The following is a 21,277-nucleotide window of genomic DNA, read 5'->3' as shown; positions in this document are numbered from 1 at the left end:
CGTCCCCTAGGGGACTCGAACCCCTGTTACCGCCGTGAAAGGGCGGTGTCCTAGGCCACTAGACGAAGGGGACACACGTACAACATTCACTCCCTACCGCGTTTCGCTGTGTGCTTTACGCTGTAAGTGGCGCGCATTCTATGGATGGATTGAAAGGTCGTCAACCCCCAAGGATAAATTTATTTAAATCAATGACTTCGCCCTGCTTTGCGGGCCCCGGCGGGCATTCTGCCCGTTAGGGCTTTGACGCCTATATTCTGGCGCACCACAAGGCGCTATAGTTCGCTCCAGCAAATGATGGCAATGTGCATCCATGCAGGGAACGCCTTACCTATATAGAAGAAACTACCCGGGCAACTGGTCGCTCAGTCCTATCCGGCGGATGCCTCAGTCTCTACACTCCACAGCAAACCCTATAAAGAGGTCACACCGGTGACACCACTCATGATCACCCTGCTGGTAATAGCCGGGATCGTAATACTGATCGCCATTGGCTACATGAACCACGTGGTGGAAAACAACAAGCTGGAAAAGAAGCGCACCGAGATCGAGCTCAATGATCGCCTGCGCCGTTGCGGTGAAATCACCGAGACCTTCCCCGGCCAGTTGATGACGCCGGCGCTCAAATTATTGCTGACCCGCCTGGAACTCAACGTCAACCAGCGCCTGTTGAATCTCAACAAGACCAGCGCACCGATCAAGGCCCGGATCACCGAGTTGAATGCATTGGTGGCCCAGGGCGAGTCGATCCCGGTGGCCAACCCGCCCGCCCCGATCCAGACCGAAGCCAAGGCCAAGGATGTGCGTTTCCTGCTCGAAGCCCTGCACGGCCAAGTCACCCGCGCCGCCCAGGACGGCTTCCTGCCGACCAACGAAGCCAAGCACTGGATCAAGGAAATTCGCCATATCCTGGTGCTGCTGCACATCGAGTTCTTCAACAACCTTGGCCAGCATGCCCTGCAACAAGGCCAACCGGGCCAGGCCCGCCTGGCGTTCGAGCGTGGCGTGCAGTACTTGCGCAAACAGCCGGAACCGGTGATCTACAGCGCGCAGCTGCAACATCTGGAAGCGCAACTGGCCAAGGCCAACTCGACAGTGCTGACCAACAGCAAGCCGGCCGAAGATGAAGTCAACGAGCTGACCGAAGGCCTCAAAGTGGTCGACGCCGACGCCGAGTGGAAAAAGAAAGTCATCTACGACTGAGTGGCCGTACTGCGGGCCGCTCGTTGAGGCAGCTGGGCTTGCTGAGGCGAGTCCAACTCTTGTGGCAAGAACGCTTCATGTGGCGAGCGGGCTTGCCCCGCGTTGGGCTGCGAAGCAGCCCCATCTCAGCAAAACGCGGTGTTTCAGTTGCCCCCTCACTGCCTGATTTTGGGGCCGCTTCGCAGCCCAACGCGGGGCAAGCCCGCTCGCCACAACAGCCCCTCATCCACAACAACACCATTCACCTCAACAACCCTCATCCACAACAACCCCATTCATCCCAACAAACCCTCTTACACAACAATCCCCACTCCCCCAATAACCCCTCATCCACAACACCCCCTCACCCACCCCATCAACCCCTCACCCAAAACACGCCGCTTGCCACAAAATGCCATCAATGTGCATCTATCCCCCCGCCCCCGACTAGGGTAAAAACGTGCCCCTAACTCCGTAAAGTCAGAGGCCCGCTATGCCTGTCGCCGTTATCGATGGACAACCGCTGCACTACGTCGACCAAGGCACCGGCCCGGTCGTCCTGCTGGGTTCCAGCTACCTGTGGAACAGCGACATGTGGGCGCCGCAGATCAACGCCCTGGCGAAATATTATCGAGTGATCGCCCCTGAGTTATGGGGCCATGGCCAATCGGGCCAGATGCCCGAGACCACTGAGTCCCTGGACGATCTGGCCGACCAGGCACTGCGTTTGCTGGATCACCTGCAGATCGACAAGGTCAATCTGGTCGGCCTTTCGGTCGGCGGCATGTGGGGGGCACGCCTGGCGTTGAAGGAGCCCGGCCGGATCAATAGCCTGGTGCTGATGGACACGTATCTGGGCGCAGAACCTCAGGCAACCCGCGACTACTACTTCTCGCTATTGAAGATGATCGAAGACGCAGGCCACTTCCCGGAGCATTTGCTGGATATCGTCGCGCCGATTTTCTTTCGGCCGGGAATCGATCGTGAATCGACCTTGTACAAGGGTTTCCGCCACACTCTGACAGGCTTCTCCGCAGAGCAGCTGCGTGACAGCATCGTGCCACTGGGCCGCGTCACCTTTGGTCGCAGCGATATCCTCGATCAGTTGCACAAGCTCAGCCCCGCTACAACGCTGGTGATGTGTGGAGAAGAAGACCAGCCGCGCCCTCCGGCCGAGGCCAGGGAAATGGCCGAGTCGATTGGCTGCCCACTGGTGCTGATTCCAGGTGCCGGGCATATTTCCAGCCGCGAAAATCCGGAGTTCGTGAATGGCGCGTTGCTGACTTTCCTGGCCAGCCACACCTGACTCCGGCGTTTTGATCGCGGTAACCAGACGGCGATCAAAGCCGGAAATGCCCGACCATCCCCTTGAGCTCCGCACCCAGCTGCGCCAGTTGGATACTCGACGCAGCGTTGCCCTGCATGCTCAATGCCGATTGATCGGCACTGGCACGAATGCTGGTGACACTGCGGTTGATCTCTTCGGCCACCGAGCTTTGCTCCTCGGCGGCGGCAGCAATCTGCTGGTTCATCTGCTGGATCAGTGACACCGCCACCGCGATGCTGCCCAGCGCACTTTCGGTTTCCAGCGCGTCGCTGACGGCCAGTTTCACCAGCTCGCCACTTTGCTGGATCTGCTGCACCGACGACTGCGCCGCGTTGCGCAAGGTGCTGACCAGCCGTTCGATTTCTTCGGTGGATTGCTGGGTGCGCTTGGCCAACGCCCGCACCTCATCGGCCACCACGGCGAAGCCACGCCCTTGCTCACCCGCGCGGGCGGCTTCGATAGCCGCGTTGAGGGCCAGCAAGTTGGTCTGCTCGGCGACGCTCTTGATCACACCCAACACCGTGCCGATGTTCTGGATCTCGGCACTCAGGCTCTCGATGCTGGCGCTGGCATGGGTGCTGGAGGTGGCGAGCAGCTCGATGCGCTGCAGACTCTGGCGCACCACCTGCTGGCCACAGTCGACCTTGTCGTCCGCGGTCTGCGCGGCTTGCGCGGCCTCTTCGGCATTGCGCGCCACGTCATGCACGGTGGCGGTCATCTGGTTCATGGCCGTGGCCACCTGCTCGGTTTCTTCCTTCTGGCTGCTGACCTCGACATTGGTCTGCTCGGTGACGCTGGAGAGCGAATGCGCCGAGCTGGCGAGTTGCTCGATACCCGCCTGCAGGCCGCTGACCATCTGGCTCAGGCCATTGCCCATCTGCTGCATCGCCTGCATCAGCTGGCCGATTTCATCACGGCGAGTGACCTCCATGCGCCCGCTCAGATCGCCGGCGGCAATCTGCTGGGCCACGGCAATCACACTGTGCAGCGGCGCAACGATCAGGCGGGTAATCACCCAGGCCGCAATCAAGCCCACCAGCAGGGCCAGGGCCGACGAGCCAATGATCAGCAGCGCGCTTTTCTTCAGCTGCGCCTGCATCGACTGGTCTTCGGCGTCATACGCCTGGTTGACGCGGCTGACCACTTGCTCGGCGCGATCGCGCAGCTGCTTATAGACGCCTTTTTCCTGTGCCAGCAGGCCGGTGTACTCAGCGAGTTTCTCGCTGAACGCGGCAATGTGCCCGGAGACCTCGTTGAGCACCGTTTGATAACCGGGGTCCTTGACCGAGGTTTTCAGTTGTTCGACCTGGGCCAGGGCCTGGTCGGCCTGCTCGATCTTGCCTTGTTCGGCGTCGTCCGCATCCACCTTGCGGCTCTGGTCCAGGCGCACATGGGCTTCGTTCATCGCCTGCAGCATCAGGCGCGAGACCTGGCTGACCTGCCCGGCCTGCTCAATGAATTCGGCGCCCTCCTTGCCCTGGCTTTCCTTCAAGCCATACGCGCCGTCCTCCGCCAGCCCGGCCTGCAACACGTCGAGGTTATTGGCCACGCTGGACACCGACCAACTGGCCATTTCCAGCGCCAGGTCCTTGGTCTGGGTCAGTTCGACGAATTCATCGAAGGCCTTGCGGTAGGCGGCCAGGGCCTGTTCAACATCGCTCATCACCGGCCCATTCGCGGCGGACTGCGCCTTGAGGCTCGCCGCCTGGGCGGCCAAGGCGTCGACACTGGCGTGCAGGGCGTCGACCGCCTTGGGGTCGGCGTGCAGCGCGTAGTCCTGTTCGATCAGGCGCACCTTGAGCAACCCGCTGTTGAGCGATGACATCGCCGTGAGGCCTTCGAAGCGTTGCCCAACGGTCTGCAGGGACCACACGCCAATGGCCGCGACCACGGCCGTCAGCAGCAGTACCAAGGTGAACCCCAAGCCCAGCTTTTTCGCCATACCGAGGTTGGCGAAACGTCGTTGCACGCCCGAAATCATTGCACTTGCATCCTCTTGCAATGGCAGATGCCATCAAGCCCGGTTGACCAGAAGCGAGATTGGCAACCCCAGGGCACTGAGCACAAGACGTTGGCGCCTGAATAATGGCAAAAAGCTACTTGCTCGTCGTTTTCAGAATGGTCGAGGTCGATCTGGCGGGCCCCAGGGCCCGGAAAAACGCCTGGGCACGCTGGTCAGCCGCGTAGGCCACGTTGATGCGCAGCCAATCACTGGGTTCACCGCCTGGATTGAACAACGCGCCAGGCGCCAGCAACACCCCGAGCCGCCGCGCACAGGCCTGCAACCGCGAACGATCGCCGGCGCCTGGCCGCGCCCACACGAACATACCGCCGGCCGGCACCGCGAACACCTCCCACTCCTCATCCTCGAGGACTTGCAGGGTCGCGGCCATCTCAATACTCAACCGCTTGCGCAAGCGCTGCACCCATTTGCGGTACGTGCCATTGGCCAGCAGCGTGGCCACCACCGCCTCGGCAAATCGCGAGGTGCCGAAACCAGTCAGGGTCTTGAGGCTGGCCAGTTGCTCGATGAGCGCCGTACTGGCACTGAGGTAGCCGACTCTCAAGGCACTGCTCAAGCACTTGGAAAAACTCGCCACATAGATCACCCGATCATCATGGGGCAACGCCGAAAGTCGCGTGCAACTGGCGTGCTGCAAGTCGCCGTAGACATCTTCTTCGATGATCAGGAAGTCTTTGCTGCCCGCCAACTCCAGCAGACGCTCGGCCACTGCGCGGTTCAGGCTGGTGCCGGTGGGATTGTGATACAGGCTGTGGATGAACAGGCACCTGGGCCGATGGCGCTGCAACAGGGCTTCCAGCGCCGGGATGTCCGGGCCTGCGCGGGTACGCGGCACTTCCAGCAACCGCACACCGTGAAACGCCAGTTGCCGATACAGGTTGCCGTAACCGGGGGTTTCAACCACCACACTGTCACCGGGCCTGAGCAACGTGCGAATAAGCAGGTCCTGGGCGTGGCTGGCGCCGCCAGTGGTAAGGATACGGTCGAGGCTGGTGACTATATGCATGCGGGACAGGCGCTTGAGCAGTTGCTCGCGCAGCGTTGCCAGGCCCAGGGGCGTGCTGTAGTTGAACAGGCCGCCCGTGTCGGTACGGGTGACTTCGCGAATCGCGTAACTGATGTCATCGCTTTCGCGCCAGGCATCCGGCAACCAGCCACAGCCGAGCTTCAGCTCTCCCAGCGGGTTATCGGCAAAGGCGCCCCACTCCCGCTCCGCGCCTTCATACCAGTGCCCCTCGGTCAGCGCGGTCGGGGGGGCCACCACAAAGCCTGAGCCCGGCCTGGCAGCCAATACGCCCTGGGCGACCATCCGTTCGAATGCCTCGATCACGCTGGACTGGCTGAGCAGGTTATCGAGGGCCAACTGCCGCACGGACGGCAGGCGCGTGCCGGGGCTTACCCCGTCCCTGCGAATCCACTCCGCCACGGCGCTGACGATTTGCTGCACCACCGGTACAAGGGCTTGTCGATCGATCCCTAAATCCATGAGCCACTCACTTCAACTGTCTGTTATTCAACCCCAAAGAGTTAAGCACAGAAGGCCGTCATGACCGGCTGCTAAGATTTATTAAATTATTGATTTTATTAGGTTATTTACCTGGTGATACACATTCGGGCGCGGCACTTTGCCAGCTCTGGAAATACCCCACAGCCCCCCAATCCCTTTTCGATTGGGGCGCCGCGCGAGGTCCTAGATTGCGGTTGCGCCACCGTCCACCGCCAGTGCCTGGCCAGTGGTGAATGCAGCGCCATCGCTACAGAGGTAGAGCACCGCACTGGCGATTTCCTCGACCTTGCCAATGCGCCCGACCGGGTGCATGGCCGCGGCAAATTCGGCTTTGCGCGGGTCGGCTTCATAGGCTCGCCGGAACATATCGGTGTCGATCACCGCCGGGCAGACGGCATTGACGCGGATTTTCTTCTTCGCGTACTCGATGGCCGCCGATTTGGTCAGGCCGATCACGGCATGCTTGGAGGCGGCGTAAATGCTCATTTTCGGCGCGGCCCCCAGCCCCGCCACAGACGCCGTGTTGACGATCGCACCGCCGCCCTGGGCCAGCAGAAGCGGTAGCTGGTGTTTCATGCACAGCCACACCCCCTTGACGTTGACACCCATGATGGCGTCGAACTCATCCAGGCTGCCGTCCGCCAACTTGCCCTTCTCGATCTCGATCCCGGCATTATTGAAGGCGTAATCCAGGCGGCCATAAGCAGCAACGGTCTGCGCCATCAGTTGTTGCACGTCTGCCTCAAGGGTGACATTGCAACGCACGAACAGCGCCTCACCTCCGGCCTGCTGGATCAATGCGACGGTGCCTTCACCGCCGGCCACATCCAGGTCGGCAACCACCACTTTCAAGCCTTCGCCAGCGAAGGCCAGCGCGGTAGCGCGGCCAATACCGGCGGCGGCGCCAGTGACCAGGGCGACCTGGCCGGAAAACGTCATGCTCATGGGGGGGATATCCTGTGGGAAAAATAGCCGTGGGCCGAGTCTAGCCAACGCCGCGCTGGGCGCGTCAGCACTATCAGAAGGCCGGTTGGGGCTGCATGAATCGCAGTGATAAGGCCCACTGCATGACTATCAGCAAGGCCTATCGGCGGGCATTCGCAGCCTCGGTCAACCTTGCCCCGCGCGCGTTCAAGGTCTATCACTTGAGGTTCATTTCCAGAAGAGTCGCTGCCATGACCGCCCAGACCAACCGTCAATTCCTGCTCGCCAAGCGCCCGGTCGGCGCAGCCACCCGGGATACCTTCACCTACCAGGAAGTGCCGGTTGGCACGCCCCAGGACGGGCAAGTGCTGGTACGCAATGAATACCTGTCCCTCGACCCGGCCATGCGTGGCTGGATGAATGAAGGCAAGTCCTATATTCCGCCAGTGGGCATTGGTGAAGTCATGCGCGCGCTGGGCGTGGGCAAGGTGATTGCCTCCAACCACCCGAAATTTGCCGTAGGCGATTACGTGAATGGCGCGCTGGGGGTGCAGGATTACTTCCTCGGCGAGCCGCGCGGGTTCTACAAGGTCGACCCGACGCTTGCCCCGCTGCCGCGCTACCTGTCGGCCTTGGGCATGACGGGCATGACCGCCTACTTCGCCCTGCTCGACACCGGGGCGCCCAAGGCCGGTGAGACCGTGGTGATCTCCGGCGCCGCCGGCGCGGTGGGCAGCATTGCCGGGCAGATCGCCAAGATCAAAGGCTGCCGCGTGGTAGGCATTGCCGGCGGCGCCGACAAGTGCAAGTTCCTCGTCGATGAACTGGGCTTCGACGCCGCCATCGACTACAAAAGCGAAGACGTGCCTGCTGCCCTCAAGCGCGAGTGCCCCAAAGGGGTCGATGTGTATTTCGATAACGTCGGCGGTGACATTCTCGACGCCGTGCTCAGCCGCCTGGCACTGAAGGCGCGCGTGGTGATTTGCGGTGCAATCAGCCAATACAACAACAAGGAAGCCGTGAAGGGTCCGGCCAATTATCTGTCACTGCTGGTCAATCGCGCGCGCATGGAAGGTTTCGTGGTGATGGACCACGCCGCCAACTTCGCCGCTGCCGGCCAGGAAATGGGCGGCTGGATGGCGCAGGGCAAGCTCAAGAGCAAGGAAGATATCGTGGAAGGTCTGGAGACGTTCCCGGAAACGTTGATGAAGCTGTTCAACGGCGAGAACTTTGGGAAGTTGGTGCTCAAGGTCAGCTGACATACCACAGACAGTCCGGTTGCCACTGTTATATGGGAGCCGGGCTTGCCCGCGATGCAGGCGCCTCGGTGTTTGAGCGACACCGAGGCGCTGCGGTCAGCGCTTACATGATCTCGGCAACCACCGCCGCCAGCGCCTTGGCCGGATCAGCCGCCTGGCTGATCGGGCGACCGATCACCAGATAGTCGGAACCTGCATCCAGTGCCTGGCGAGGCGTGAGGATGCGGCGCTGGTCATCCTGGGCGCTGCCGGCCGGGCGAATGCCTGGGGTCACCAGTTGCAGCGACGGATGCGCAGCCTTCAGGGCCTGGGCTTCCAGTGCCGAGCACACCAGGCCATCGAGGCCGGCTTTCTGCGCCAGGGCGGCCAGGCGCAGGACCTGCTCCTGAGGCTCGATATCCAGGCCGATGCCGGCCAGGTCTTCGCGCTCCATGCTGGTAAGCACGGTCACGCCGATCAGCAAGGGTTTCGGGCCGCTGCGCTGCTCCAGCACTTCCCGGCAGGCACTCATCATGCGCAGGCCGCCGGAGCAGTGCACATTGACCATCCACACGCCCATTTCGGCGGCGGCCTTGACCGCCATGGCGGTGGTGTTGGGGATATCGTGGAATTTCAAGTCGAGGAACACCTCGAACCCTTTGTCACGCAGGGTGCCGACGATTTCCGCGGCGCAACTGGTGAACAGTTCCTTGCCGACCTTGACCCGGCAAAGCGTGGGGTCCAACTGGTCAGCCAGCTTCAGTGCGGCGTCACGAGTGGGGTAATCCAGGGCGACGATGATAGGAGTCTGGCAGGCGGACATTGGAATGGGCTCTCAGGCAAGTCGAAATCGGCGCGGATTGTAGCGCAAGCGGCGCCGTTGCGGGATCCGATGATCGGTAAATACTGACCAACCGCCGTCAGTCGGGCATTTCCGGGAATTATTTCAAAATTGATACATTCACGACATGCGCCCAACACGCCCCAGGGCTAGCCTCGCCCGCACGACCCACCGACCAGCACTTCCAGCCATGGGGCTGGGCGCCTATGCTGACCGCAACAACCAGGCAGATGATCGCACTATGCATACCCCTTCCGTCCCTGTAAATGACGAGCAAAAAGGCGCGGCGATCGCCGATGACAAGCGCTGGAACACCCGCGCGCTGATCGTTGACGACGATGTGCCGATCCGCGAACTGCTGATCGACTACCTCGCGCGCTTCAATATTCTCGCGACCGGCGTGACCGACGGCGCAGCGATGCGCCAAGCCATGCAAGCCGAAACCTTTGATGTGGTGGTGCTCGACCTGATGCTGCCGGGTGAGGATGGGCTGTCGCTGTGCCGCTGGTTGCGCGGCGAATCGGACATCCCGATCCTGATGCTCACCGCCCGCTGCGAGCCCACCGACCGCATTATCGGCCTGGAACTGGGGGCCGACGACTATATGTCCAAGCCGTTCGAGCCGCGCGAGTTGGTGGCGCGCATCCAGACCATCCTGCGCCGAGTGCGGGATGACCGCACCGAGCAGCGCGCGAATATTCGCTTCGATAACTGGCGGCTCAACAGTGTGTTGCGTCAACTGGTGGCCGACGATGGCCTGGTCGTGCCGCTGTCCAATGCCGAATTCCGCCTGCTGTGGGTGTTTATCGAGCGCCCGCGTCGGGTATTGAGCCGTGAGCAATTGCTGGATGCCGCCCGTGGCCGTTCGATCGAAGCCTTTGATCGCAGCATCGATCTGCTGGTGTCGCGCCTGCGGCAAAAACTCGGGGATGACCCGAAGGCCCCGCAACTGATCAAGACCGTGCGTGGCGAAGGCTACCTGTTCGACGCCCGGGATATCGGCTGATGCGGGCCCCCTTCAACACGCTGTTCGGGCGGCTGTTCGGCGTGTTGCTGGTGGCAATTGTGCTGGCCCACCTGCTGGGGTTCTTCTGGTTTCACCATTACGGTCCACCGCCGCCACCGCCGCAGGGCACTTTCGTCGAGCAGCCGGACGGCACGATGAAGCTGTTGCCCAAGCATAAGCGCTCCTGGTTCAACGGCCCGGCAGTGCCACTGACGTTCCAGTTCATCTCGCTGATCATCGCCGCCTGGTATGGCGCCAAGTTGCTGAGCCGGCCGATCCAGCGCCTGAGTGAAGCCGCCGAACGCCTGAGCCTGGACCTCGACAGCCCGCCCCTCGACGAACTGGGCCCGCGAGAGGCCAAGCAGGCAGCATCGACTTTCAACCTGATGCAGCGACGCATCCGCGAGCAGGTCAGCCAACGCGCACGCATGCTCGGTGCCGTCTCCCACGACCTGCGCACCCCGCTGTCACGCCTCAAGCTGCGCCTGGAGCAGATCGACGACGTCAAGCTGCAAGGGCAGATGCGCCAGGACCTGAATGACATGATCGGCATGCTCGACGCCACGTTGAGCTACCTGCACGAACAACGCACCAGCGAAACCCGGCATTGGCTGGATGTGCAGGCGCTGGTGGAGTCGTTGAGCGAGAACGCCCAGGATCAGGGCTCCGATGTGCAATTTGCCGGCACCTGCGCGCCCTTGCAGGTGCAACCGATGGCCTTGCGTTCGTGCCTCAACAACCTGATCGACAATGCCCTGCGCTATGCCGGCACGGCGCGCGTCGAGTTGTCGGACAGCCGCGATGCGCTGGTCATCCGCGTGATCGACCATGGCCCGGGCATTGCCGCCGACAAGCGTGAGGCCGTGTTCGAACCGTTCTATCGGCTGGAAGGTTCACGCAATCGCAATTCCGGCGGCGTCGGCCTGGGCATGACGATTTCCAAGGAAGCCGCCGAGCGCCTGGGCGGCAGCCTGACCCTGGAAGAGACCCCGGGCGGCGGCTTGACCGCCGTGATGTGGCTGCCCCGCGCCTGAACGCAGGCGCCAGCTTGCCGGCTCCTGCGGGTTATGAACGGGTGTCTTCGCGCCGCCCTTGCGCCTGGGTTGCACTCCAATCCATCAGCAGGCTGTACGCCACTGCCAGCAAGGTCGGGCCGATGAACAGGCCGATAAAGCCAAAGGCAATCAACCCGCCAAATACCCCAAGCAGCACGATCACCAGCGGCAGGTTGCCGCCACGGCTGATCAGGTAAGGCTTGAGCACGTTGTCCACGCCGCTGATGATGAACGTGCCCCACACCCCCAGGAACACCGCGTAGGTGTAGTCGCCCTTCCACGCCAGCCAGGCGGTGGCCGGGATCCACACCAGCGGCGGGCCCATCGGGATCAGGCTGAGCAGGAAGGTGACGATGCCCAGCACCAGCTCGCCCGGGACACCGGCGATCAGGAAGCCGATCAGCGCCAGCAAGGCCTGGGCAGCCGCCGTACCGATCACACCGTTGACCACCCGTTGTACCGTGCCGGCCACCAGTTCGATGTAGTAACCGGCACGCTCGCCGATCAACCGCTCCAGCAGACGGTGTACGAATACGGCCAGGCGCGGCCCGTCACGGTAGAAAAAGAACACGAACACCAGGCTCAGGGTCAGTTCGAGGATGCCGCCGCCGATCTGCGCACTGCGCGCCAGCAACCAGTTACCGACCTGCCCCAGGTACGGCTTGATGCTGACCATCAGCGCCGCGCCCTGCTGGTCGATGCTGTCCCACATCGCCACCAGCCGCTCGCCAACCACCGGGATCGAGCCCAGCCACGCGGGGGCTTCGGGCAAGCCGTCGACCTGAATATCCTTGATCAACGCCACCGCATCACGCACATGATCCGCCAGGTTGAAGCCCAGCCACACCAGCGGTACCGCCACCAGCAGCATCCAGACCAGGGTCAGGATCCCGGCCGCCAGGGATTCACGGCCGCCCAGCGCGCGCGTGAGCAAGCGCATCACCGGCCAACTGGCAAACGCCAGCACCGCGCCCCAGAACAGCGCCGACCAGAACGGCGCCATGACCCAGAAGCTGGCACCGAACAGCACCAGCAGCAGGATTTGCACCAGCAGGCGATCGTTATTGAGCATGGGGTATCTCTAGAAAAAGGCTGTAGGAGGAGAGCTTAGGCGAACGGCACGGGTCCGTCCGCCTTGTAACGGTCAGCGTATCAGATGCAGGTGCAGGCCTTTGGCTTCAGCGGTGCCGGTTTCCATGCGCGCGGCGCGCACACCTTTGTCGACCAGGGCCTGGCGCCAGGCTTCGGCGTTGGCGCCGGTCAGGCTGACGCGCAACGTGGCGTCCAGGTTCAAGCCGCGGGAGATCAGGGTCAGCCAGGTGTCGTCAGGCTCGCCGCCCAACGTGGGGAAATCCAGCTCGCCAGTGCTTTTCAACTCGCGCAACAGGGTCGCCGAGGTGGGCAGCAGGTCGCCCAGTGGCGCGTTGGCGTCCAGTTGTTCCACATGCAGATAGGCGCGGCGATTGCCGCGGGTGATGCCGTACAGCGCCACCAGCGAATTATCCTGCGGGGCTGCGAGACGCAAGAGCAGGTATTCCTGCTGGCCATCGGCGCCCATCAGCTTGGCATTGCCGAACACTTCGTTGGCCCACAGGCTGCTCTCGCCGCAATCGCGGGCCTGGCACCAGAACAACAGTTGCGCCCCCTTGGCCTGCAACGCTTCGCGCGTCGCAGTGAACGCGGCGCTGGAAGTGTGCTCGGCGGGCAGTTCATAGGTGATCGCCGTGGCTTGCCCACGGGCGGTGGCCTGGCCCTCGTAACGCAACTGGCCGCTGATCTTGCGGATCGCGCCCATGGGGTAGATACGTTCCTTTTCTTCAGCGGGGCGGTAATCCACGATTTGTGCGTCGACCTGGCGAGCTACGCTGGGCAGGTCCTGACTGCCCGGTACGTCGGCGGCGAATACCAGAGGGCTGAAAGCACACAGCCCGAGGAAGCGGATACATCCTTTACCCAGGCTCATCGGATCGGTGAGCCCTGGCCATCGGAGGTCGCAGCGGTGTTGAGATCGTACATGGTTGACTCCCTTTCAATCCGCCCAGCCTCGGCAGTTGACCGCGCCAAGTCAAGGCGTGGAGAAGAACCGATTGAAACAGTCTGCAACAAGAGCTGCGCCGGGCTCATCATTCAAGTGTAAATGATGGCCGCCCGGCAGCGTGGTGACCGAGAAAGGCAGCTGAGAAAGCAATTCGGAATGTTTCGCCAGCATGCCGTCGGCGGCGACCACCAACTGTGTCGGGCACGTCACACGCCGCACGAAAGCCATCGCCTGCTCATCCGTCAGACGCATCGGCGATGCCAGCGTCAGGCGGCTGTCCGTGCGCCAGGTATACCCCCCTGGCACCGGCATCAAACCGCGCTGGGCCAGCAGTTCGGCAGCTTCCCGGCTGACGGCCACCACGCCTTTCATGCGCGCTTCAACCGCCCGATCCAGGGTGCCGTAGACGGGCTTGCGCTTGTCCTGCAGGTTCAATTGCGCCTGCAAGGCCATGCCCAGCCGCTCGGCGGCGCTCTCGCCGCTGGCGGTGGGCGGGACCACGCCGTCGATCAATCCCAGGTGCGTAATGCGCTCGGGCAAGGCTCCGGCCAGCACCAGCGAGACGATGGCGCCAAGGGAGTGGCCAAGTAATGCAAAACGTTTCCAGCCCAACTGTTCGGCCACTTGCAGCACGTCAAACACGTAATCCCACAAGGCATACCCGGCGCCTGCAGGACGATGCGCCGAGTGTCCATGCCCGGCCATGTCGAGGGCGACAATGCGCAAGCCGGCAAGCTTCGGCGCCAGGCGCGCGAAGCTGTTGGCGTTATCCAGCCAGCCATGCAGGGCGATCACCGGCACGCCGTCCTCGGGGCCGAACAGATGGGCGGCCAACTCGATATGCGGCAGGCTCAGGCGCACTTCTTCGACGGGCGTACTCATGCGCAACTGCGCTCGCGGGCTTGCCAGCGGGCAAACAGGTTCTTGATCAGGGTCGCGGTGTCCTGTGGGCGCTCGAGGGGAAACATGTGGCCGCCGGGCATGGTGAGCATTTCGCCCATGGGCAGGCGCCCGACGCCGCTGGCATGGTGACGCATCACCACCCTGCTCTGCCGGCCGCGCACCACCGCCAACGGCACTTTCAATTGACACACCTGGCCCGGGCTGGTGTGGGGCACGCCGCGGTAGATGCTGATTTCGGTGGCGGGGTCGAAGCGCAGGCGCAGGCGATCGCCGACCTGCTGCAGGCCATGTTGCAGGTAAGCGTCAAAGCATTCGGGGTCGAAGCCGCGAAACAGCGTCTTGCCGGCAAAGTAGCTGCGCGCGGCGTCCAGGTCGGAAAACTCTTCACGCCGACCCAAGGTGCGCCCGGCCGGGGTCAGGCGATCGATAAAGCCAAAGCGCTTGGCGGCGCGAATCACCCAGCGGTCGGCACGGGTCAGCACCGGCGAATCCAGCATCACCACCCCGCGGTACAGCTGCGGGCAGCGCATGGCCGCGTGCAAATGCAGCACGCCACCGAGGGAATGGCCCACGCCCCACACCGGTTCCGCTTGCTGCTCAAGATGGTGGATCAACTCGTCCACCAGGTTCTGCCAGTTATCGTCCACCGGAAACCGGGGGTCGTGACCGTGCTGCGGCAGGTGAGCCACCGCGTATTCCGGGGCCAGGGCGGCGAACAGCTTGCCGTAGGTGGCCGAAGGAAACCCATTGGCATGGGCGAAAAACACGTGCTGCGACATAGCGGACCCATCGACAAATACAGAGATTGATTGTCACCACGCCGGCGCCCTACAGCAATGACTGTAACCGCCAGGAATGATGACACTCACGCCACACCTATCGCGTCGGCGGGTTCTCGCCCAGCGGCACCACGGCCATGGTCAGGCGCGATACGCAACTGGCCTTGCCGTCGTCGCTGGTCAGGCGAATGTCCCACACCTGGGTGGTGCGGCCGATATGGATGGCCCTGGCCACCGCCGTCACGCGCCCGCTGCGCACACCGCGCAGGTGGTTGGCGTTGACCTCAAGGCCGACGCAATAGAACTTGCTCGGGTCGATACACAGGTAGGCGGCCATGGAGCCGACGCTCTCGGCCAGCACCACCGACGCACCGCCATGCAGCAGGCCATAGGGCTGATGGGTGCGGTGATCGACCACCATGCTGGCGGTCAGGGACTCATCGTCAAAACTTTCAAAGCGGATATCCAGCAGTTCACCGATGGTGTTTTTCTGAATCGCATTGAGTTGCTCGATATTCGGTTGGGTGCGCCACAAGCTCATACACAGTGTCCTTATTGGTTTTATTACGCCCCTAATCCTGCCACACAATCGCCTCGGTGCGCGCGCTCCAGTCGGGGAACTGTGCGCCGTAAGTCGACTCGATCACGTTGCGCTTGATCTTCAAGGTCGGGGTCAGGAAGCCGTTCTCCACGGCCCAGTTGTCCTTGACCACCACCAGCTGGCGCAAGCGCTCATGCTTATCCAGCACCGCGTTGACCTGTTCCAGCCAGCGCTCCAGGCTGGCCTGCAACGCCTGCCGGTCCTGGCCCGGGGCCGACAGCACGCACAAGCCCATCGGCGCCGTCAGGCCATCGCCGACCACGCACACCTGCTCGATGCGCGCGTGCTCGGCCAGGCGGTTTTCAATCGGCGCCGGGGCCACGTACTTGCCTTTGCTGGTCTTGAAGATTTCCTTGAGTCGCCCGGTCAGGCGCAGGCGGCCGTCGGCGTCCTGCTCGCCCTTGTCACCGGTGCGCAGGAAACCGTCGGCAGTGACGGTTTCGGCGGTCTTATCCGGGTCCTTGAAATAGCCGAGCATGGTCGCACCGCTGCGCACCTGCACTTCGCCGGTTGGGTCGATACGCACCTCGACCTCCGGGCACGGCAGGCCGATCCAGCCGAGGGTCTGCTGGCCGGGGCGGCAGACATGGGAGTAGCCACAGCTTTCGGTCATGCCATACACCTCAAGCACATCCAGGCCCAGGCGCTGATACCAGCGCAGCAACGCCTCGGGCACCGGCGCTGCGCCGGACAGCGCAATGCGCAATGCATCCAGGCCCAAGCCTGCCAGCACCTTGTGGCCCACGCGCTTGCCGATAAACGGCAGGCGCAGCAAGGTGTCGAGGCGTTTTTGCGGGATCTTGGCGTAGACGCCCAGCTGGAATTTGGTCCAGATCCGCGGCACCCCGAACAGCGCGGTCGGCCTGGCCCTGCGCAGGTCAGCCAGAAAGGTGTCGAGACTTTCGGCGAAAAACACGGTTTGCCCGGTGTAGATCGCCGCCATTTCCACAAACATCCGCTCGGCCACGTGGCACAGCGGCAGGTAGGACAGCAGGCGGTCGTCCTCGCCCAAACCGAACAACGCGGTGCCGCGCGTGGCCGCAAAACCCAGGGCGCCAAAGCTGTGCATCACGCCTTTGGGCAGGCCGGTGGTTCCTGAGGTGTAGATGATGGTGGCCAGGTTCGACGCGGCGGGCAGTGGCTCATCCTCGATCGGCGGGCAGGCTTGCAGGTCGTCCCAACTGAAGTCGAATGCGCCCGCCGGGCATAGCGGCAGGCTGACTGTCGGCACGCCTGCGGCGACCCCGGGGGCCATGGCGGGCCAGTCGTCGAGTTTGCCGATAAACACCAGGGCCGCCTCGGAATGGGTCAGCACATGGGCGACGGAGTCGGCAGTCAGGTTGGGGTACAGCGGCACCGAGACATGCCCGGCCATCCAGATTGCCAGGTCGGCGATGATCCAGTGGGCACAGTTTTTCGAGATCAGGGCAATGTGCGAACCGGCGGGCAGCTCGCGCGCGCGCAGCCAGTGCGCGGCGCAACGGGCCTGGTGGCCGACTTCACCCCAGGTGAGGGAGTGTACGACTCCCCCGCCAACGGGCTGCACCAGCAAAGTCTTGCGCGGATGCCGCGCTTCACGTTCGAAGAAGACCTGCAACGGCAAACGAAAAGCGACGGGCATGGGACGCGCTCCTTTGTGGTCCGACGATAGCCAACCAAGCACTTGCTCGGTTGACTATATAGCACACACAAAGCCGCGATAACGCCTACGGATTGTTCACGCTGACCAGGCTCATCAGCCCCGCCAGCGGGAAGTCGCCTTCCAGTTCCGCCAGGCTGGCGGTGTACATCGGCTGCGGCTGGCGCAGATGGCCATGCTGCAGAAAGCTGATCAGGCTGCCGACCAGTGGCTGATGGCTGACCAGCAGCACGTTGTCATCGGTGTCGAGTTTTTCCAGCACCTGCTGCGGGTTGCCGTCGGGGGTCAGCCACGGCACCGTGCGAATCTCCGGCTGGAAGCCCAAGGCCTCGCGCACCAGGTGCGCGGTCTGTTGCGCCCGCACATAGGGGCTGGCGAGGATGGCGCTGAGCGGCTGGCCGATCAGGTGCGCAGCACTGCGCAACACTTCGGCGCGGCCATGCTCGGTGAGGTTACGCTCGGCGTCCGACCGTGCATGCCCTTCGGCCTCGCCGTGGCGCAAGACCCAGAGCTTCACAGTTTCGGCTCTTCATCGCGCACCGGGTGCGGTGCCGGCGGCACGCTGTGGGCGGCCTCGCCCTCTGGTGCGCGTGGGGTTGGCCAATCGGCGAAAGGCCAGGGCTTCTGCTCGGTATGGAAGCTGCCGAAACGGCCGATCTGCGCGAGGAATTGGCTGAGGCTGTCGCCGAAGTTCATCAGGCCCAGGTTCGGGGCGCCGTAGACCAGGCGGTAGATCAGTTGCACCACCACCAACGCGCCGAGCAGGAACTGCGCGACTTGCCACACCAGGGCAAACACCAGCATCCACAGGATGCGCAGGGCAATCGACTCGTACTTGGGGGCTGCTTTGGGATCGTTCATGACGCGTTCCTCAGTTGAAACCACTGGTGGAAATAAAATCGACATCGGTTTTAGGCTCGGCCCGCATCAACAACTCGATGACTTGGTTCAAGGTGCGCCCTTCGAACAGGATCGCGTGCAGCCCGGCGACCAGCGGCATGTACACGCCGACTTCCTGGGCCTTGGCCTTGAGCACCTTGAGGGTGTTGACCCCTTCGGCCACTTCGCCGAGCCGCGTCACCGCGTCGTCCAGGCTCAGGCCCTGGCCGAGGGCGAACCCTACCTGGTAGTTGCGGCTTTTCGGCGACGAGCAGGTGACGATCAAGTCGCCCACGCCCGCCAGCCCGAGGAAGGTCATCGGGTTGGCGCCCTGGTTCACCGCAAAGCGGGTCATTTCTGCCAGGGCGCGGGTGATCAGCATGCTCTTGGTGTTTTCGCCCATGCCCAGCGCCACGGCCATGCCGGCGATGATCGCGTAGACGTTCTTCAACGCGCCGCCCAGCTCGACGCCAAAGCGGTCACTGCTGGCGTAGACGCGGAAGGTGCGGCCATGCAGCACCGCCTGCACGCGCTCGCACAACGCTTCATCTTCGCTGGCGATCACGGTGGCGGTCAGCGCGTGCTCGGCCACTTCCCGCGCCAGGTTCGGCCCGGAGAGCACGCCGATGCGCGCCTGCGGGGCGATCTCTTCGAGGATCTCGCTCATCAGCTTGAAGGTCTGCGCCTCGATGCCCTTGGTCAGGCTGACCAGCAGCTTGCCCGCCAACCGGTCGGCGTGCGGCGCCAGCACCGAGCGCAAGGCGCTGGAAGGCAGGGCGACGAAGCACAGGTCGCACTCGGTCAGGGTGGCCAGCAGGTCTGTAACCGGCTCGACCCCGGGAAGAATCTTGATGCCCTTGAGGTAACGCGGATTTTCGCGGTGCACCCGAATGGCCTCGGCCTGCTCGGGATCACGCATCCACTGCCGTACCGGATGGCCGTTCTCAGCCAGCAGGTTAGCCACGGCGGTACCAAAACTTCCGCCTCCCAGGACCGCAATAGGGCGCTGTTCAGTCATATGCAATCCGTTAATCCATACCAGTGGCGATGGCGGCATTATACGGAGCGACCCGCTTGCGGCCAGCCCCCGTATGAATTCGTACGCTTGTCGGAAAATGCCGCGCGCGGGTGAAGTAATTGCAAGTCCGACGACTGGCAAAAGACCCTACCTCAGTTAACATGGGCGGCTATCCGTAATTATCAAGGCCGTGCCGTGTATTTGGGCCCTCCTCCCCGTTCATCTCTGTGGCTGATGCTGTTGTGCAGTGCACCGGTATTGGCCGACGACCTGTTCCTCGACAGCCAGCCGCTGCCGCAAGTGTTGACCGCCACGCGCCTGAAGCAATCGGCCGCCGCGGTGCCCGGCAGCATGACCGTGATCGACAGCGAGCTGATCAAGGCCAGCGGCGCACGCGACATCAGCGAACTGCTGCGCCTGGTACCGGGGATGATGGTCGGCTACACCACCGGCAACCAGGCGGCAGTGAACTACCACGGCACCAGCGCCAGCGATGCGCGGCGCATGCAGGTGCTGATCGACGGCCGCTCGGTGTACCGCGCCGGCTTGGCCACGGTGGACTGGAGCGATATTCCGGTGGCCATGGAAGACATCGAGCGCATCGAGGTTTTTCGCGGGCCCAACACCGTCAGTTACGGCGCCAATGCATTGATGGCGGTGGTCAATATCCTCACGCGCTCGCCGGCCAACAGCCATGGCTCAAGGGTCAAGGTGGTGCGCGGCGAACGGGGCATCAATGACTTCTATGCCAGCCAGGGCGTGGGTTGGGAAACCGGCGATCTGCGCTTGTCGCTGTCCGGCCAGCAGGACGACGGTTTCGACACTGACGCCAGCGGCGCCGATCGCCGTGACAGCCGCCGCCTCAACCGCTTCAGCCTGGCGGTGAGCCAGACGTTGAATGCGCAGCAGAGTATCGACTGGCAACTGGATGCCAAGGAAGGCACCAATCAACGGCCTTATACCTACACCCCGGTCTTCGCTGGGATTACCGAAGGCGGTAACAATTCCGACGTCAAATCCAAGGACTATGCCGGCTCCCTGCGCTGGAATTTCGACTTCAACCCCGACCACAGCCTGTACATCCAGGGCTCTGCGCAACAGTGGGACCGCCAGCAAGTCTGGAAGGCCTGCGACGCCAAGGTCTCGTTCAGTCCGGAACTGACCCAGTTGTGGCAGATGAACCCCAACTACGCCGAGCGGCTCGCCCGCCACATGGACACCTACAGCCAGGGCAGCGCGCCACCCGGCAGCGCTGCCGAGCAAGCGCTGGCCAACCGGGTGCTGGACCAGTGGCGCGACGGCAACAACCAGAGCGTGTGCGGCGATATCGACCAAAGCACCCGCGAAAGCCGCTATGACATCGAGGTCCAGGACACCCTCAGCCTGTCCGACAGCCTGCGCCTGGTCAGCGGTATGAATTATCGCTACGACCGGGCCGATTCCGACACCTACTTCAACGGCACCCTGGACGACACCACCTGGCGCCTGTTCGGCCAACTGGAATGGCGCGCCAGCGAACATTGGCTGCTGCAGGGCGGCGCGATGTATGAAGACACGCACCTGAGCGGCAACTCGCTGACGCCGCGGGTGGCGGTCAACTACCTGATCAACCCGCGCCACGGCCTGCGCGCGGTGTACTCCGAGGCAATCCGCTCGCCGGACATGTTCGAAAACAATGTCAACTGGAGCTATCGCGTCACCAACCTCAGCTCCCCGGCCTATGGCCAGACCAGCGGCCAGTACTTCGTGAAGACGCGCGGCCCGGGCAACCTCGACAAAGAACTGATGCGCTCGCGGGAACTGGGCTACAACGGTTTCTTTGCCGATATCGGGCTGAACATGGACGTCAAGCTGTTCTACGACGAAATCACCGACATGATCAGCTCGCCGCTGCGCAACAACCAGTACATTGCCAGCAACGCCAACAGCGCACGGTTCAGCGGTGCCGAATCGCAATTCGACTGGCGCATGAGCAACGCCGACCGCCTGCGGCTCACCTATGCTTATGTGGATGCCAGCTCCAGCAATCCGCTGGACAAAGCGCAGACCGCGCGTAACAGTGGCTCGGCCGGCTGGTTGCGCGAATGGGGCCACGGCTGGTCCAGCGCGCTGTTCTACTATGGCGACGACGCACTCAACCAATATCGCTTCGAACGGGTCGACCTGCGCGTGGCCAAGCGTATTGCCCTGGGCAAAGCCAATGTGGAGCTGGCCGGCATGCTGCAACAACGCCTCGATAACCAGCCCACGACATGGGCCGATAACAATTACGACCACCGTCACGTACTCTACTTCAGCGCGGAGTTAGAGTTCTGAT

At 63.0% G+C, this 21,277-nt stretch carries 19 protein-coding genes, 1 tRNA gene and 1 pseudogene; 6 read left to right on the top strand and 15 right to left on the bottom strand.

Annotation, left to right across the window (positions count from 1 at the left end; all coding sequences use genetic code 11):
- A tRNA-Glu gene (locus AC07OJ_RS11015) sits at positions 1-73 on the bottom strand.
- A gap of 359 nt (positions 74-432) precedes the next feature.
- On the opposite strand from AC07OJ_RS11015, the gene AC07OJ_RS11010 reads away from it, so the two are divergent.
- Both AC07OJ_RS11010 and AC07OJ_RS11005 read left to right on the top strand, forming a co-directional pair.
- Positions 433-1,203 carry a hypothetical protein gene (locus AC07OJ_RS11010; protein ID WP_495094526.1) on the top strand — a complete coding sequence of 257 codons (771 nt, stop codon included), beginning with the start codon at positions 433-435 and terminating at the stop codon, positions 1,201-1,203.
- 472 nt (positions 1,204-1,675) lie between these two features.
- Positions 1,676-2,488: an alpha/beta fold hydrolase gene (locus AC07OJ_RS11005; protein ID WP_106804675.1), complete on the top strand. Its 813-nt coding sequence runs from the start codon at positions 1,676-1,678 to the stop codon at positions 2,486-2,488.
- A 34-nt stretch (positions 2,489-2,522) separates the two neighbouring features.
- Here AC07OJ_RS11005 and AC07OJ_RS11000 read toward each other — a convergent pair whose 3' ends face one another.
- From AC07OJ_RS11000 to AC07OJ_RS10985, 4 genes and pseudogenes are all read right to left on the bottom strand, one after another.
- Positions 2,523-3,227: a methyl-accepting chemotaxis protein gene (locus AC07OJ_RS11000; protein ID WP_410017422.1), complete on the bottom strand. Its 705-nt coding sequence runs from the start codon at positions 3,225-3,227 to the stop codon at positions 2,523-2,525.
- Positions 3,228-3,428: 201 nt separating this feature from the next.
- Positions 3,429-3,608 (bottom strand): annotated as a pseudogene (locus AC07OJ_RS10995) (HAMP domain-containing protein); the annotation flags it as partial.
- A 997-nt stretch (positions 3,609-4,605) separates the two neighbouring features.
- Positions 4,606-6,018 (bottom strand): aminotransferase-like domain-containing protein, encoded by a 1,413-nt coding sequence (locus AC07OJ_RS10990; protein WP_495094525.1) that lies wholly within the window; start codon positions 6,016-6,018, stop codon positions 4,606-4,608.
- Positions 6,019-6,222: 204 nt separating this feature from the next.
- Positions 6,223-6,984: an SDR family oxidoreductase gene (locus tag AC07OJ_RS10985; protein WP_065901475.1), complete on the bottom strand. Its 762-nt coding sequence runs from the start codon at positions 6,982-6,984 to the stop codon at positions 6,223-6,225.
- A gap of 230 nt (positions 6,985-7,214) precedes the next feature.
- On the opposite strand from AC07OJ_RS10985, the gene AC07OJ_RS10980 reads away from it, so the two are divergent.
- Positions 7,215-8,222, top strand: a complete 1,008-nt coding sequence (locus AC07OJ_RS10980; protein WP_262134534.1) for an NADP-dependent oxidoreductase — start codon at positions 7,215-7,217, stop codon at positions 8,220-8,222.
- Positions 8,223-8,325: 103 nt separating this feature from the next.
- Here AC07OJ_RS10980 and pyrF read toward each other — a convergent pair whose 3' ends face one another.
- On the bottom strand, positions 8,326-9,024 hold the full coding sequence (gene pyrF / locus AC07OJ_RS10975; protein WP_065901481.1) for an orotidine-5'-phosphate decarboxylase: 699 nt from the start codon (positions 9,022-9,024) through the stop codon (positions 8,326-8,328).
- Positions 9,025-9,283: 259 nt separating this feature from the next.
- Between pyrF and AC07OJ_RS10970 the strand changes: the two genes are divergently transcribed.
- Both AC07OJ_RS10970 and AC07OJ_RS10965 read left to right on the top strand, forming a co-directional pair.
- Entirely contained in the window at positions 9,284-10,048 is a 765-nt protein-coding gene (locus AC07OJ_RS10970; RefSeq protein WP_120450674.1) for a response regulator, read from the top strand.
- A complete protein-coding gene (locus tag AC07OJ_RS10965; RefSeq protein WP_065901483.1) occupies positions 10,048-11,082 on the top strand; it encodes a sensor histidine kinase in 1,035 nt (344 codons plus the stop codon). Before AC07OJ_RS10970 ends, AC07OJ_RS10965 begins: the two co-directional genes overlap by 1 nt.
- Positions 11,083-11,113: 31 nt before the next feature.
- Here AC07OJ_RS10965 and AC07OJ_RS10960 read toward each other — a convergent pair whose 3' ends face one another.
- The 9 genes from AC07OJ_RS10960 to AC07OJ_RS10920 all read right to left on the bottom strand — a co-directional run bounded on the left by AC07OJ_RS10960 (position 11,114) and on the right by AC07OJ_RS10920 (position 18,960).
- Entirely contained in the window at positions 11,114-12,175 is a 1,062-nt protein-coding gene (locus tag AC07OJ_RS10960; RefSeq protein WP_495094524.1) for an AI-2E family transporter, read from the bottom strand.
- Positions 12,176-12,247: 72 nt separating this feature from the next.
- On the bottom strand, positions 12,248-13,066 hold the full coding sequence (locus tag AC07OJ_RS10955) for a DUF4892 domain-containing protein (protein WP_495094523.1): 819 nt from the start codon (positions 13,064-13,066) through the stop codon (positions 12,248-12,250).
- 102 nt (positions 13,067-13,168) lie between these two features.
- Positions 13,169-14,023, bottom strand: a complete 855-nt coding sequence (locus AC07OJ_RS10950; RefSeq protein WP_495094522.1) for an alpha/beta hydrolase — start codon at positions 14,021-14,023, stop codon at positions 13,169-13,171.
- Positions 14,020-14,823 carry an alpha/beta fold hydrolase gene (locus tag AC07OJ_RS10945; RefSeq protein ID WP_495094521.1) on the bottom strand — a complete coding sequence of 268 codons (804 nt, stop codon included), beginning with the start codon at positions 14,821-14,823 and terminating at the stop codon, positions 14,020-14,022. The genes AC07OJ_RS10950 and AC07OJ_RS10945 overlap by 4 nt, the downstream gene beginning before the upstream one ends.
- 97 nt (positions 14,824-14,920) lie before the next feature.
- The gene (locus tag AC07OJ_RS10940; RefSeq protein WP_201143843.1) at positions 14,921-15,364 is read right to left on the bottom strand and encodes a hotdog fold thioesterase; all 444 of its coding nucleotides are present in this window, start codon (positions 15,362-15,364) and stop codon (positions 14,921-14,923) included.
- 31 nt (positions 15,365-15,395) lie between these two features.
- The gene (locus tag AC07OJ_RS10935) at positions 15,396-17,045 is read right to left on the bottom strand and encodes an AMP-binding protein (protein ID WP_495094520.1); all 1,650 of its coding nucleotides are present in this window, start codon (positions 17,043-17,045) and stop codon (positions 15,396-15,398) included.
- 85 nt (positions 17,046-17,130) lie between these two features.
- Positions 17,131-17,580, bottom strand: a complete 450-nt coding sequence (gene sixA, locus AC07OJ_RS10930) for a phosphohistidine phosphatase SixA (protein WP_065901506.1) — start codon at positions 17,578-17,580, stop codon at positions 17,131-17,133.
- A complete protein-coding gene (locus AC07OJ_RS10925) occupies positions 17,577-17,924 on the bottom strand; it encodes a DUF4389 domain-containing protein (protein ID WP_017846785.1) in 348 nt (115 codons plus the stop codon). Before AC07OJ_RS10925 ends, sixA begins: the two co-directional genes overlap by 4 nt.
- A gap of 10 nt (positions 17,925-17,934) precedes the next feature.
- Positions 17,935-18,960, bottom strand: a complete 1,026-nt coding sequence (locus tag AC07OJ_RS10920) for an NAD(P)H-dependent glycerol-3-phosphate dehydrogenase (protein WP_106804683.1) — start codon at positions 18,958-18,960, stop codon at positions 17,935-17,937.
- Positions 18,961-19,155: 195 nt separating this feature from the next.
- Between AC07OJ_RS10920 and AC07OJ_RS10915 the strand changes: the two genes are divergently transcribed.
- Positions 19,156-21,276: a TonB-dependent receptor plug domain-containing protein gene (locus AC07OJ_RS10915; protein ID WP_495094519.1), complete on the top strand. Its 2,121-nt coding sequence runs from the start codon at positions 19,156-19,158 to the stop codon at positions 21,274-21,276.
- The last annotated feature ends 1 nt before the right edge of the window (position 21,277 follow it).

It is taken from the genome of Pseudomonas sp. GW821-FHT09C08, from assembly GCF_059418125.1.
Note: the sequence above shows the minus strand (reverse complement) of the source record. Positions and strands in the feature narration are given on the sequence as shown.

Coding starts and splice junctions, on each gene's coding strand:
- AC07OJ_RS11005 (WP_106804675.1), top strand. CDS start 1,676: ATGCCTGTCGCCGTTATCGATGGACAACCGCTGCACTACGTCGACCAA.
- AC07OJ_RS11000 (WP_410017422.1), bottom strand. CDS start 3,227: ATGACCGCCACCGTGCATGACGTGGCGCGCAATGCCGAAGAGGCCGCG.
- AC07OJ_RS10990 (WP_495094525.1), bottom strand. CDS start 6,018: ATGGATTTAGGGATCGATCGACAAGCCCTTGTACCGGTGGTGCAGCAA.
- AC07OJ_RS10985 (WP_065901475.1), bottom strand. CDS start 6,984: ATGAGCATGACGTTTTCCGGCCAGGTCGCCCTGGTCACTGGCGCCGCC.
- AC07OJ_RS10980 (WP_262134534.1), top strand. CDS start 7,215: ATGACCGCCCAGACCAACCGTCAATTCCTGCTCGCCAAGCGCCCGGTC.
- pyrF (WP_065901481.1), bottom strand. CDS start 9,024: ATGTCCGCCTGCCAGACTCCTATCATCGTCGCCCTGGATTACCCCACT.
- AC07OJ_RS10970 (WP_120450674.1), top strand. CDS start 9,284: ATGCATACCCCTTCCGTCCCTGTAAATGACGAGCAAAAAGGCGCGGCG.
- AC07OJ_RS10965 (WP_065901483.1), top strand. CDS start 10,048: ATGCGGGCCCCCTTCAACACGCTGTTCGGGCGGCTGTTCGGCGTGTTG.
- AC07OJ_RS10960 (WP_495094524.1), bottom strand. CDS start 12,175: ATGCTCAATAACGATCGCCTGCTGGTGCAAATCCTGCTGCTGGTGCTG.
- AC07OJ_RS10955 (WP_495094523.1), bottom strand. CDS start 13,066: ATGAGCCTGGGTAAAGGATGTATCCGCTTCCTCGGGCTGTGTGCTTTC.
- AC07OJ_RS10950 (WP_495094522.1), bottom strand. CDS start 14,023: ATGAGTACGCCCGTCGAAGAAGTGCGCCTGAGCCTGCCGCATATCGAG.
- AC07OJ_RS10945 (WP_495094521.1), bottom strand. CDS start 14,823: ATGTCGCAGCACGTGTTTTTCGCCCATGCCAATGGGTTTCCTTCGGCC.
- AC07OJ_RS10940 (WP_201143843.1), bottom strand. CDS start 15,364: ATGAGCTTGTGGCGCACCCAACCGAATATCGAGCAACTCAATGCGATT.
- AC07OJ_RS10935 (WP_495094520.1), bottom strand. CDS start 17,045: ATGCCCGTCGCTTTTCGTTTGCCGTTGCAGGTCTTCTTCGAACGTGAA.
- AC07OJ_RS10925 (WP_017846785.1), bottom strand. CDS start 17,924: ATGAACGATCCCAAAGCAGCCCCCAAGTACGAGTCGATTGCCCTGCGC.
- AC07OJ_RS10920 (WP_106804683.1), bottom strand. CDS start 18,960: ATGACTGAACAGCGCCCTATTGCGGTCCTGGGAGGCGGAAGTTTTGGT.